Origin of the sequence: Hyphomicrobium sp. ghe19, assembly GCF_902712875.1 — a bacterium.
Taxonomy (GTDB): Bacteria; Pseudomonadota; Alphaproteobacteria; order Rhizobiales; family Hyphomicrobiaceae; genus Hyphomicrobium_B.
This window is the reverse complement of the sequence record NZ_LR743509.1, coordinates 2,738,565-2,751,122: the sequence shown is the minus strand read 5'-3', so window position 1 is coordinate 2,751,122 and position 12,558 is coordinate 2,738,565. Positions and strand designations below refer to the sequence as shown.

10 protein-coding genes are annotated in these 12,558 nt (G+C 61.3%); 3 read left to right on the top strand and 7 right to left on the bottom strand.

The genetic code is table 11. From position 1 onward, the window contains the following. Positions 1–9: 9 nt before the first annotated feature. From AACL53_RS13300 to AACL53_RS13285, 4 genes are read right to left on the bottom strand one after another with little or no spacing between them, the layout of a single operon-like run. Positions 10–1,497, bottom strand: a complete 1,488-nt coding sequence (locus tag AACL53_RS13300; RefSeq protein ID WP_339085004.1) for an aldehyde dehydrogenase — start codon at positions 1,495–1,497, stop codon at positions 10–12. Positions 1,498–1,508: 11 nt separating this feature from the next. Next, entirely contained in the window at positions 1,509–2,855 is a 1,347-nt protein-coding gene (locus tag AACL53_RS13295; RefSeq protein ID WP_339085003.1) for a glutamine synthetase family protein, read from the bottom strand. Continuing rightward, entirely contained in the window at positions 2,852–3,604 is a 753-nt protein-coding gene (locus tag AACL53_RS13290) for a gamma-glutamyl-gamma-aminobutyrate hydrolase family protein (protein ID WP_339085002.1), read from the bottom strand. The genes AACL53_RS13295 and AACL53_RS13290 overlap by 4 nt, the downstream gene beginning before the upstream one ends. Further along, positions 3,601–4,986, bottom strand: a complete 1,386-nt coding sequence (locus AACL53_RS13285) for an aspartate aminotransferase family protein (protein WP_339085001.1) — start codon at positions 4,984–4,986, stop codon at positions 3,601–3,603. The genes AACL53_RS13290 and AACL53_RS13285 overlap by 4 nt, the downstream gene beginning before the upstream one ends. A gap of 351 nt (positions 4,987–5,337) precedes the next feature. Here AACL53_RS13285 and AACL53_RS13280 point away from each other — a divergent pair, with 351 nt between their 5' ends. From AACL53_RS13280 to eutC, 3 genes are all read left to right on the top strand, one after another. Beyond that, positions 5,338–6,030 (top strand): TetR/AcrR family transcriptional regulator, encoded by a 693-nt coding sequence (locus tag AACL53_RS13280; protein ID WP_339085000.1) that lies wholly within the window; start codon positions 5,338–5,340, stop codon positions 6,028–6,030. Positions 6,031–6,146: 116 nt separating this feature from the next. Beyond that, positions 6,147–7,532 (top strand): ethanolamine ammonia-lyase subunit EutB, encoded by a 1,386-nt coding sequence (locus AACL53_RS13275; protein WP_339084999.1) that lies wholly within the window; start codon positions 6,147–6,149, stop codon positions 7,530–7,532. A gap of 2 nt (positions 7,533–7,534) precedes the next feature. Beyond that, a complete protein-coding gene (eutC, locus tag AACL53_RS13270; protein ID WP_339084998.1) occupies positions 7,535–8,314 on the top strand; it encodes an ethanolamine ammonia-lyase subunit EutC in 780 nt (259 codons plus the stop codon). Positions 8,315–8,513: 199 nt separating this feature from the next. Here the strand turns inward: eutC and AACL53_RS13265 are convergent, their stop codons facing one another. The 3 genes from AACL53_RS13265 to AACL53_RS13255 form a co-directional block, all read right to left on the bottom strand. Continuing rightward, positions 8,514–9,281: an SDR family NAD(P)-dependent oxidoreductase gene (locus AACL53_RS13265; RefSeq protein WP_339084997.1), complete on the bottom strand. Its 768-nt coding sequence runs from the start codon at positions 9,279–9,281 to the stop codon at positions 8,514–8,516. A gap of 105 nt (positions 9,282–9,386) precedes the next feature. Beyond that, positions 9,387–10,940: an amino acid permease gene (locus AACL53_RS13260; RefSeq protein WP_339084996.1), complete on the bottom strand. Its 1,554-nt coding sequence runs from the start codon at positions 10,938–10,940 to the stop codon at positions 9,387–9,389. Between the two features lie 294 nt (positions 10,941–11,234). Continuing rightward, positions 11,235–12,479: a PQQ-dependent sugar dehydrogenase gene (locus tag AACL53_RS13255; protein WP_339084995.1), complete on the bottom strand. Its 1,245-nt coding sequence runs from the start codon at positions 12,477–12,479 to the stop codon at positions 11,235–11,237. Positions 12,480–12,558: the final 79 nt, after the last annotated feature.

Here is a 12,558-nt window from a genome sequence, read left to right as displayed (position 1 = left end):
CCGGGGGCGTCAGAACGTGATCGATACCGACTTCAGGTCGGCATACTTATGGAGTGCGTGAAGCGAGCGGTCGCGGCCGAAGCCGGATTGCTTGAACCCGCCGAACGGCAGCGTGATATCGCAGGCGTCCCAGCCGTTGATCCAGACGAGGCCGGCGCGGATCTCGCGGGCGGCGCGGTGGGCAAGCGAAATGTCTTTCGTCCAGAGCCCGGCGGCGAGGCCATAGTTCGTATCGTTGGCGATGCGAATGGCGTCATCGGGCTCTTTGAACCGGGTGACGGCGAGCACGGGGCCGAAAACTTCCTCGCGTGCCAGCGTGTTCTCGGGCTTGACCTGATCGAACACAGTCGGCTCAACATAGAAACCGCCGGTGTCAGCCAGCGTACGACTACCGCCGAGCGCCAGGGACCCACCCTCGCGCTTCGCCGTTTCAATGTAGCGTAGTGCCGTCTTCATCTGCGCTTCACTCACCATTGCGCCCGTGGCGGTCGAAGGCTCGAGGGGATCACCGGCAACGATTTTGCGGGCGACCCTTATGAGCCGATCGAGGAAATCATCCGCTACAGAATCCTGCGCGAGGAGGCGAGATCCGGCAGTGCATACCTGACCTGAATTATAGAAGACGCCCCAGGCGGCTTCCGTGGCAGCGCGGTCAAGATCCGGGCAATCCGCAAAAATGATGTGCGGAGACTTGCCGCCAAGCTCCAGGCTGACCCGCTTCAAGTTGCTCTGCCCGGAATACTGCATCAGCAGTCTGCCCACCGTGCCTGATCCGGTGAAAGCGATCATGTCGACGTCGTTGTGCAGCGCGAGAGCCTTCCCGGCTTCAGTGCCGAAACCCGGAACGACGTTGAGAGCACCAGCCGGCAGCCCGGCCTCGAGCGCCAGCTCACCAAGCTTCAGCGCCGTGAGAGGCGATTGCTCGGCGGGCTTCAGAACGACGGAGTTTCCCATCGCGAGCGCAGGCGCAACCTTCCACATCGCCATGTGGAGCGGAAAATTCCACGGCACGATGGCGCCGATCACGCCGAGCGGTTCGTGGACAACGAACGAAAACCGGTCCGGCGCTTCGGGGCCGACCTCGCCATAAATCTTGTCGAGCGCCTCGGCGTAATAACGGAGGGAGCGGATCGCATTCGGAACATCGCCGCCGAGCGCATTCGAGATCGGCTTGCCGACATCGAGGCTTTCGAGAACGGCGAGCGTTTCGATATCGCGCTCCATCAAATCAGCGAGCTTGAGAAGTATCCTTTTCTTCTCGCGATAATGAAGCTTGCGCCACGACCCGTTCTCGAATGTCCGGCGTGCGCTTTTGACGGCGGCGTCGACATCGGCCGCATCGCACTGCGCGACGCGATTGAGTATTCGTCCGTTCCGGGGAGTGATGTTGTCGAACGTCCTGCCCGACGCGCTGCCGGCGAGGCGGCCGTCGATGACGGCCTCTCCCGGAAGCTTAATCGAACCAGCAACCGCTTCGAAGTGCGCGAGCGATGTCATGACACTAAGCCTTATGCAACTTGAGCGTACCACGCATGGTCGAGAGAGGTGACGATGCGTTCGAAGGCGATCCGTTCGGTCTGCTTCAGCCTATAATAGACGTCCTGGAACGGCGCGCCGAATGCTTCCCGCACGATTTTAGATGAGCGGAATTTCTCGAGGGAGTTGACCCAGGCTGTCGGAAGCGCAGCGCCGTCGAGCGTTTCCGCGTTCCCTTCGGCGTGCTGTCCGGGGTCGATTGCATTGGTTAAGCCGTGACGAATGCCGGCCAGGATCGCGGCGACGACGAGGAACGGGTTGGCATCCGCTCCCGACACACGATGCTCAATGCGGGTCGCGGGGCCCGAGCCAGCCGGAATGCGCAGCGCAACGGTGCGGTTGTTGAAGCCCCAGTGTGCGGCCATCGGAACGTAGGATTCCGGCACATAGCGGCGATAGGCATTGGCCGATTGCGCCCAGATGGCCATGAAGTCCGGCATGGACTCACAAAGACCGCCGATGGCCTGACGGAACATCGGCGCCATCGGCTCGCCGGCGAACAGGTTTTTGCCTTGGCTGTCGACGAGACTGACGTGAATGTGCATCCCGGAACCGGTCCAGTCGTGATGCGGCTTCGCCATGAACGTCGCTTCGAGATCATGAGCGCGTGCAGCTGCCTTGACCGCCCGCTTGAGCAGGAGCCCATTGAGCGCCGCCGATAGCGCATCGGAATGCTTCAAGTTGATCTCGAACTGTCCGGGACCCGACTCCTGCATCACCGCATCGACGGGTAAGCCCTGGGCTTCCGCAATGCGGTAAACGTCATCGATGAACGGTCCGAGCGTATCCATTTCTTCGAATTGGAAAGTCATCGGCCGTTCGGGATCAGACGAAAGGCCGGGCGGCGTCTCGAGAGTGAATTGACCATCGGCCGAGCGGCGCGTGACGTAGAATTCGAGCTCCACGGCAACGATTGGCGTCTGCCCGGCGGCGGCGAAGCGTTCGACTTGCCCCTGAAGAACGCCGCGCGGGTCCATATCGCAGAAATCCGCCGGGACCATCACGGCTTGCGCGTGGGTACCCGCGCCGACCGGCACCGGCTTGAGCGTGCCGGCAAGAATGCGGAATGGAATGTCGTGATCGCCGGTTTCCCAGAGACGGCCCGTCTCGGCGATCGAGTTGCCGCGCGGGTCGAGGACGTAAACCGAGGCCGGAAGCAAGAGGCCGTTCTTTACGGCGCCGACGAGATCGGCGCGCCGGACTCTCTTGCCCCGAGCCATGCCGTTCATGTCGAACAGGATGATGTCGATCCAGGTTACGGTCGGATTGGCGTCGAGAAATGCGGCCGCTTCGTCGATGGTGATGAAGGTGTCGGTCATGCAGCCTGTCCTTTTGCGATTCTGCCTCTCGCAGCGTCGCCGAAGCGACGGAACAGCGCCAGGGATTGAGGATTTGAATGGATCTGCCACTCGGGATGCCATTGCACGCCAAGCGAAAATGGATGCCCCGCAGCCGCCCGCGCAGCTTCGATCAGCCCGTCTTCGGCGAATGCTTCGGCGACCAGCGGCTGGGCGAGGGACTTGATGCCCTGTCCGTGTAGCGAGTTGACGATGATCTGGTCCTGCCCGAGCCACTTCTTGAGCTCGCCTTTGAGCGTAACCGGATGGCGAGCCGCGAACATCACATCAAAATCCGTGACGGCCGGCTCGCGATGATCGGCGTAGTCCTCGAGAGTATGCACGGCCTGGTGCAGCGTGCCGCCGAGCGCGACGTTGAACTCCTGGAAGCCGCGGCAGATCGCAAAGAGCGGCAGCTTGCTTCCGACGGCTGCCCGGATGAGCGGCAACGTCACGGCGTCACGATCCCGATCGATCGCGTGCGGAAGGATTGGCTCCTCGTCGCTGTAATGCTCGGGGTGAACGTTCGAGATGGCGCCCGTCAGCAGAATGCCGGACGCCACATCGAGCACGGAGGGGATGTCGGCGAGGTTGTGCCCCACCGGCACGAAGAGCGGCTGGCACTCCGCGCCTTCGGCAACCGCTACGGCGTATTTCCGCACGACGACGTCGGCGGTGAGGCCGCCGACCGATTCAGTGCTGCAGGGAATGACGATAATCGGCCGGCTCATGCCGCAAGTTCTCCACTGACGTCTGCGAGCGTCTGATCGAGTGCCTTCTGAATGACGGCACCCGCGTGTTCGAATTCGGCTTCGGTCCAGATCAGCGGGGGCGCACACACCATCGTGTCGTACACGGCGCGCATGATGAAGCCTCCGCGGAAGAAGTGATCGCGGCAGATGAGGCCGACGCGGCCCGGATCGTCGAAACGCTTCCGCGTTTTCTTGTCGGCGACGAGTTCGATCGCGCCGAGCATGCCGACCGTGCGCACTTCGCCCACAAGCGGGTGATCCTTGAATCGGGCGAAAAGCTTCGCAAGCGCCGGACCCGTCGTTTCTTTGACCTTCGGAACGAGCCGGTCCCGCTCCATGATCTCGAGGTTCTTCAACGCGACGGCGCAGGCAACGGGATGGCCTGAGAAGGTGTACCCGTGATTGAAGTCGTCGTTCGTCGACATCAGCGCTTCGACGATTTTGTCGTCGACGAGAACACCGGAGAGCGGGATATAACCGGACGTCGCGGCTTTCGCGAAGGTGATGAGGTTTGGCCGAATGCCATAGAATTCCGAGGCAAACCACGTCCCCACCCGGCCGAAACCGGTGATCACTTCGTCAGCGAGCAGCAGAATGCCGTACTTGTCGACGATGCGCTGCACTTCCGGCCAATAGGTGGATGGCGCAATCTTGACGCCGCCCGCGCCCTGAACGGGTTCGCCCGCGAATGCCGCGACGTTCTCCGGTCCGCAACGAAGAATTTCTTCCTCGATCGCGCGCGCCGCACGGAGCCCGAAAGCCTCCGGCGTCTCGCCTGGGAATGAATCTCCGTACCAATAGGGATCCATCACATGCCGGAACCCTTCGTAGACCGGATAGCTGTGCTGATGGACGTGGCTCATGCCGCCCATCGAGCCCGCTGCGATCGTCGACCCGTGGTACGCGTTCTTGCGGCTGATGATGATCCGGCGTTTCGGCTCGCCCTTGAGCGCCCAGTAGTGACGGATGAGGCGGATCGCCGTGTCATTCGATTCCGAGCCCGACGATCCGAAGAAGACCTGGTTGATGTGAGCCGGTGCGATTTCGGCAAGCTTGCGCGACAACGCCACGACGGGCGGATGCGTCGTCTTGAAGAACGTATTGTAGAACGGAAGCTCGACCATCTGGTCGTAAGCGGCCTGAGCAAGCTCCTTATTGCCGTAGCCGATGTTGGTCGTCCAAAGGCCGGCCATGCCATCGAGAATGCGGTGGCCTTCGCTGTCGATGACGTAAGGACCTTCACCCTTCACGATGACGCGGACGTTCGAACCCGCCCGCAGCGACTGGTGATCGGAGAAGGGATGCAAATGGTGCTGCGCGTCGAGGTCTTGGATCTGCTTTGTCTGAAATCGGTTGGACACGGGTTTTCTCTCCAGCGGAAACGGTTGAGGGCCTGTTGCGGCCAGTCGGTGAAAGAAAGCTGGAGACGTCAGTGCGGCGTATAGCCGATGCGCGCGCACAGCTTCAGAAGTTCGCGCTTCGGATAAGGAGCGCTTTTCATGAGGCGCGAGGTCTCGCTGCAGCCGGTCCGCGCCGGTGCACTGTCAGCAAAAATAGCCGGGAGCCGGATACCCGACGGCGCCATATCGATGTTCCCTGGCCGGCCGCACCATTCGCGATGCGACACTCGATAACGAACGACAGCGATACTTGCTTATTCAATGGCTTCTAGAGTATTCTCTACAGTGTAGAAGTGTCAAGGGCCACGCGAAATGGCAGAACCGAAATCCCGGGCACGCCGGGGGGTCGAGCGATCAGAGATCCTCGACGCCGCCTTTAATCTATTCGCGAGCACCGGAGAGCAGGGCTTTTCGATCCGCAAGCTCGCGGCGGCCCTCGGCGTCGACCCGATGACGGTCTTGCATCATTTCGGCTCCAAGGCTGAGCTGCTTCGCGCCATCGCCGACCGCGCCTTGCGAGATATCGAAATGCCGGTGTCGACCTCGAATTGGCAAAGCGACCTGAAGGCCGTCGCCAACGCCTATCGAACGCTCGCGCACCGCCATCCGCTCGTTTTTCCTCTACATTTTCGCTACAACGCGACGGGGCCGACCGACCACATATCGAGCGAGGTCGTTTATTGCGCGCTGCGGCAGGCCGGGCTTGCCGACGCTGAGGTGGCCGGGCTTGGACTCGCGTTTTACGCTTTCGTCTTGGGGTTCGCGCTCGCCGAGGCCGAGGGCCTTCTGCGCCCGATCGGGCAAGGCGATGAAACGGAACTCGAAGGCCTCGAGCCCGAGACCTACAAGGCAACGAGGTCCCTTATTCCCGCTCTGAAGACACTCGATCCGGATGCGGCGTTCGACAATTCGATCAACGTCTTCATCTTGGGGGTGGCGGCTCTCGCAGCGGGCCGGCCTGAAAACGCCTCCCACAAATCAAAAGTCGGTTTCGCCGCGCATTAGCCTGCGTCTGCACTGCAAACGTGCTGATGACAATGGGGTGAGCACGAATTGAAGCTTGCGTAGATAGCCTCTTGCGACATTATTGGTAAGAGCGACCGGTGACCGGGGAGAATGCCATGTATCGGGTGCACGCTGGCGGAACCACCTACACGTTTTCGACCCTCAAAGAACTTCTGGCCAAAGCGACCCCGCCTCGTTCGGGCGACGTACTTGCAGGAGTCGCGGCGACATCGGCCGCCGAGAACGTGGCGGCCAAGATGGCGCTCGCCGATATTCCCCTGAAGCAGTTCCTCAACGAAGCGATCATTCCTTACGAAGCCGACGACGTAACGCGCCTTATCATCGATACCCACGATGCGGCAGCCTTCGCGCCAATCTCACACATGACGGTCGGCGAATTCCGAGATTGGCTTCTGTCCGAAAATGCGACGCCGCAGAAAGTCTCCGCCCTCGCGCCGGGACTGACGCCGGAGATGGTCGCAGCCGTCTCGAAAATCATGCGCAACCAGGATCTCGTGCTCGGCGCCAAGAAGGCGCACGTCATCACGAAGTTCCGCAATACGATCGGCATTCCGGGCCACATGGCCGTCCGCCTGCAACCCAATCACCCGACCGACGACAAGAAGGGCATCGCGGCCTCGATCGTCGACGGTCTGATGTACGGCTGCGGCGATGCCGTCATCGGCATCAACCCGGCGAGCGACAACCTTACTGCGATCACCGATCTTCTGGTGATGATGGACGACATCATCACCCGCTTCGAAATTCCGACGCAGAGCTGCGTGTTGACCCACGTCACGACCACGATCGACGCCATCGCCAAGGGCGCGCCGGTAGACCTCGTGTTCCAGTCGATCGGCGGCACGGAGGGTGTTAATTCATCCTTCGGCGTCACGCTCGCGCATCTGAAGGAAGGCCGCGAAGCCGCCCTCAGCATCAAGCGCGGAACGGTGGGCGACAACTGCATGTATTTCGAAACGGGGCAGGGGTCGGCACTATCGGCGGACGCACATCACGGATGCGATCAGCAGACGATCGAAGCCCGCGCCTATGCCGTGGCCCGCCAGTTCAAGCCGCTTCTCGTCAACACCGTCGTCGGCTTCATCGGGCCGGAATATCTCTACAACGGCAAGGAAATCATCCGTGCCGGGCTGGAGGATCATTTCTGCGGCAAGCTGCTCGGCCTGCCGATGGGCTGCGATATTTGCTACACGAACCACGCCGAAGCCGACCAGGACGACATGGACATTCTGCTGATGATGCTCGGCGCGGCAGGCGTCAACTTCATCATGGGCATTCCCGGCGCCGATGACATCATGCTGAATTATCAGTCGACGTCGTTCCACGACGCGCTCTATGTGCGAGAGGCGCTGGGGCTGAAGCGCGCGCCCGAGTTCGAAGCTTGGCTCGCCCGCATCGGGGTGACGGATACAAGCGGTCACCTCGCACCGCATGCTCCGGGCAATCCGCTCCTCACGCATGCACAGGCATTGGCGGCATGACCATGACAGAGGATCCCTGGGCAAATCTGAAGCGGTTCACGGACGCGCGCATCGGCCTCGGCCGCTCGGGCTCTGCGATGCCGACGCGCGAAGTTCTGAATTTCGCCCTCTCGCACGCCATGGCGCGAGACGCGGTGACGACACCGATCGATTGGACGCCGATTGAAAAAGGCCTGTCAAATCTCGGTCTTTCGACGTTGAGAATAGCGAGCGCCGCCACCGATCGGTCCGAATATCTCCGCCGTCCCGATCTCGGCCGTCGCCTGTCCGACGTTTCGCGAGGGGCGCTCGTTCGCGCATCCGAGGTCGAAGGATCGGCGAAACCCGACCTCGTCGTTCTCGTCGGTGACGGGCTTTCGTCGCTCGGCGTCGCAGCCAACACGCTGGCATATATGTCGGCGTTCATGCCCTATGTCGTGAAAGCCGGCTGGAAACTATCGCCGGTGCTGCTCGCCGACGACGCCCGCGTTGCGCTGGGCGACGAAGCGGGTGAAATTCTGGGCGGCAAAGCCGTCCTCGTCCTGATTGGTGAGCGGCCGGGCCTCTCGTCGCCCGACAGCCTCGGCGTCTACCTCACGTTCTCGCCACGCATCGGCATCAAGGACGCCGACCGCAACTGCATCTCGAACATTCGCCAGCGGGGGCTCTCTTACGACGAGGGCACGTTCAAAACCGCGTGGCTGCTGCGGGAAGCCTTCCGGCGCGGGTTAACGGGCGTCAACTTGAAGGACGACTCGCAGTTCCTTATTGAAGGCCAGCCGGGGCCGGAACTGATTAAGTAATCCAACGTCATCCCGGTGTAGGCCGGGATCCACGACAAGTCACAGCAAAACGAGTGTCGAGGGAGCCGCTGAGTGCGAGCCAACCCCAGCCACTGTCATCCTCGGGCTTGGCCCGAGGATCCATCAAGCAGCATCGTAAGTTGGACGATGGATCCTCGGCCTAAAGCCGAGGATGACACTTGTGGGATTGCGCCCTCAATCACACCGCCGTGAAGCAGTTGTCGACGAAAAGGTGCGCGCCGTTGACGAAGCTCGCTTCGTCGCTGGCAAGGAAAAGCGCGGCCCGCGCAACTTCTTCCGGCTCGCAGAGTCGGCCCTGCTGCACAGCAAGCGCGGCATCCGACGCATCGACCCCGCGCCGCGACAGCTCCGCGACTTCGTGCAGGCCGTGTGGCGTCTTGACGAACCCGGGACAGACCGCATTGCAGCGAATGCCTCTGTCGCGATACTCGACGGCGATGGACCGCGCGAACATATGGCAGGCGCCCTTCGACGTATTGTAAGCCGTCTCCATAGGCGTCGCCGCAATGGCAGAAATCGACGACGTGCAGACGATCGATCCGCCGCCGATCTCGAGCATGCCGGGCAGAACGGCTTGCGTCATCAGATACATGCTCGTCACGTTGATGCCCATCAGCCATTCCCACTCCTTGAGCGTCGTCTCGAGGAACGGCTTGATGATGATCGTGCCCGCATGATTGAAGAGCACGTTGGCCTGGCCGATTGCCGATGTGACGCTCGCGACGGCAGCATTCACCTGCGCTTGATCCGCGACGTCGGCCGCGGCGAAAACGGCCCTGCCGCCCGCGTTGTTGATTTCGGCAACCACGGCGCGTCCGGCCTCTTCGTTGCGATCGATCACGCCGACCGCCGCACCCTCGGCGGCGAAAAGCCGGGATGAGGCGCCGCCCATACCCGTCGCTCCGCCCGAAATGATCGCAATCTTACCCTTAAGCCGGTCTGCCATTTTCTTGCTCCTGTCGAGACGTTTGGCGGGATGTGTAACAGATGCGGGCCGGATCGTTTGATCCGGCCCGTGTTATTTTTTGACATCAAGAAGGGTCTTGTCCCGTCAGAGGCCTTCGCCGACGGCCGCCTCGGCTGCTTTGATCTCAGCCGCGCGTCGTGCGATGTCCGCGCCGATCGGGGGACCCTTGAACCGGCGGTTCTCGAACAGCACCCAGATGATCAACGACAGCACGATAAAGCCGATCGTGATTTCGAGCGCCCAGTCGTTCGGCGGCTGGATGCCGATGTAGAAGATGACGGCCATCGAGATCAGCGACAGCACGCACACGAGCTTGAAGAGGCCCGCCCCAAGATCCCACGGGCCGGGCTTCGGGAAGCTCGGGCCGCCGTATTTGAAGAGCGCCAACGCGATCGGCACCGCGAACGACAGGAACAGGAAGATGACCGTGCAGGATACGACGATCGAGTAGGCTGGTGTGCCAGCGATGGTGATCGCAGACGTGAACCAGACAAACAAGGTCGCGAGCAGGGCGCCAAACCAGATCGCGTTCTGAGGCACGCGGTATGTCGGGCTGACCTTCGCCAGCAAGCCCGAAATGCCCGGAATACCGCCGTCACGCGAGAAGGCGAACAGCATGCGCGATACCGATGTCACGGTCGCCAGGCCGCAGAGCCATTGCGACACGAAGATCAGCACGTACATCGCATTCTTGATGCCCGACGGAACCTGCTGGTCCATGGCCCAGAAGAAAACGTTCCAGCCCTGCTTGGCGGCTTCGTCCATGTTGGGGATCATCAACACGAACGCACACAGCATGATGTAGCCGAAAACGCCTGACCACAGCACGGCCGAAACCATGCCTTTGGGCACAGCCATCGACGCGTTGACGGTCTCTTCGGCTGTATGGGCCGAAGCGTCGTAGCCCGTGATCGTGTAGATCGGCAACAGCAGGCCAAGCGCGAACGCCATGCTCAATGAAACCGCGTTCGGCCAGACGCCGCTAGCACCTTCCGTGCCCGTGTAGTTCGAGAACGTCCACAAGCGCGAGATGTCGTAGCTCGGTGCGAAGATCAGGCACACCACTGCGAGGAGCACGGCGCCGATCAGAATGATGTAGCCCGAAAAGTCGGTGAGCTTCATCGTCAGGCCGATGCCGAGATGGTTGATGAGCGCCTGCAGGCCCGTGATCAGAGCCATGAACAGCACGCGATGGGTCAGCGTGTCTTCGACGCCGAAGTAGGGGCCGAACGCGCCGAAGAAAAAGTAGAATGTGCCGACGTTGATGGCGCCGAGCACGGTGATCAGACCGAGCAGGTTGAGCCACGCAGCGAGCCAGCCGGTGAACCGGTTGCCCAAGATAGAGCCCCAGTGATAGAGGCCGCCGGCCGTCGGATATGCCGATGAGATTTGCGCCAAGGCCATTGCAAACACGCCTGAAATCAGAACGCCCAAAGGCCATCCCAATCCGATTGCCGCCCCACCCGCGCCGGCGGTCGCCTGTCCGAGCGAGTTGATGCCGCCGGAAAGGATGCAAATGATGGAAAACGAAATAGCGAAGTTCGAGAACGCGTGCATGCGCCGGGCAAGTTCCTGCGCATAGCCCATCGAGTGAAGGACTTTTACGTCCTCATCGACCACTTTTGATTCGGATGACATGTGTGAGGTCCCCAAGAAAGTCATTCCCTTTGGGAAATCTTGGGCGACGTGACGCTTGTCGTCACTCGAGCGTGACGGCGTCCAATTCTTCCGCGTGCAGTTTGGTCGGAAGCCAGCAAAAGGTCAATCGGTAGGCAGGGCTAAACAGTGTGCAAGCGTTGTTTCCGCTTGCACATCGTTTGTGCGCGCCCCGGTCGCTTGGCAAACGAAAGCCGCTCACGCCTCCGATTGCCCGCCAAGCCCTTGGCAATGCCCAGCCTTTGGTAAAGCGCGCTTTCGGCGAACCGCTCGCGGCTATTGCGGCTTCGCCCTGGCGATCTGATCGGTGAGCGGCTCGATCCGGTAGATGGATGCTTCCGAGCTATCGGTCAGCAGGTAGATGTAGCCGTCCGGAGAAACTGAGACGTCACGGATGCGCCCGATCGCATGATGCAGATAGCGTTCTTCTTTGACGACTTTGCCCGAATCCATGCGGAGCCTGATGAGGCTTTCCCCGACGAGCGTGCCGACCAGGAAGTCGCCGCGCCAATCGTCGGGCATGACGTTGCCGTAGTAGGAGACGAGACTGGCCGTGGCAACCGACGGTACCCACACGTATATTGGGTCGACCATACCCGGGGCGGACGTCTTATCCGAAATGGTTGAGCCGTCGTAATTGACGCCGTACGTGACGAGCGGCCAGCCGTAATTGCTGCCGGCAGTGATGAGGTTGAGTTCATCGCCACCTTTGGGACCCTGCTCGATCGACCAGAGCTGCCCATCGCCGACGTTGCCGATCAGCCCCTGCGGATTGCGATGCCCGTAGCTGTAGATTTCGGGCAGCACGTCGCTGCGGCCGACGAACGGGTTATCTTCGGGGATTGACCCATCCGTGTTGATCCGGATGATCTTGCCGCCATGATCGAGCAGGTTTTGCGCGCGTTCTTTCTGGAAGCGATCGCCGATCGTCAAATAAAGAGCGCCGTCTGGCCCGAAGGCCAGACGCCCGCCAATTTGATCGAGCCCCTTTGCCGCCGGCCGGCTCTCGAAAATCACCTGCTTGTCGACGAGGGTCATACCGTCGAGGACGGCACTGGAGATCCGTATCGTTCCAGCGTCCGGCGTCCCGTGCATGTAGGACAGAAACAAGCGGTGATTTTTCTGGAATTCGGGATCGACGACAACATCCAGGAGGCCCGAATGACTCCCCGAAAGAACGGTCGGCACGCCGGCGATTCCAGCCGGCACGAGTTCGTCACCCTCGATGATGCGAAGGCGTCCCGGCCGCTCGGTCACGAGGATTCTGCCGTCCGGCAGGAAACCAATCGACCAGGGGCTTTCCAGCTTGTCGGCTATTTTTCGCAGGTTGAACGGGAAATCGCCGTCCGGGATCTCGTGAATATCGGGCTGGGGCGGCAGTGAATCGATATGCGCCTCTTCGCTTCCGATTTCGGCCCGAGAGGGTTCTGGAGAGCCGACGACGAGAGCGGCGAATAATGCAGTGGCGAATCCAGAACGAAAGCCGAAAGCCCGCCCGAGAGCCGATGTGATGGTGTCCAAAATGCCCCCGTTTTCCTGGTCTTCCGGCTCTTCGGCCGTTTGTGATACTTTTAAGACTATGCAGAAAATTGGCGCGAGC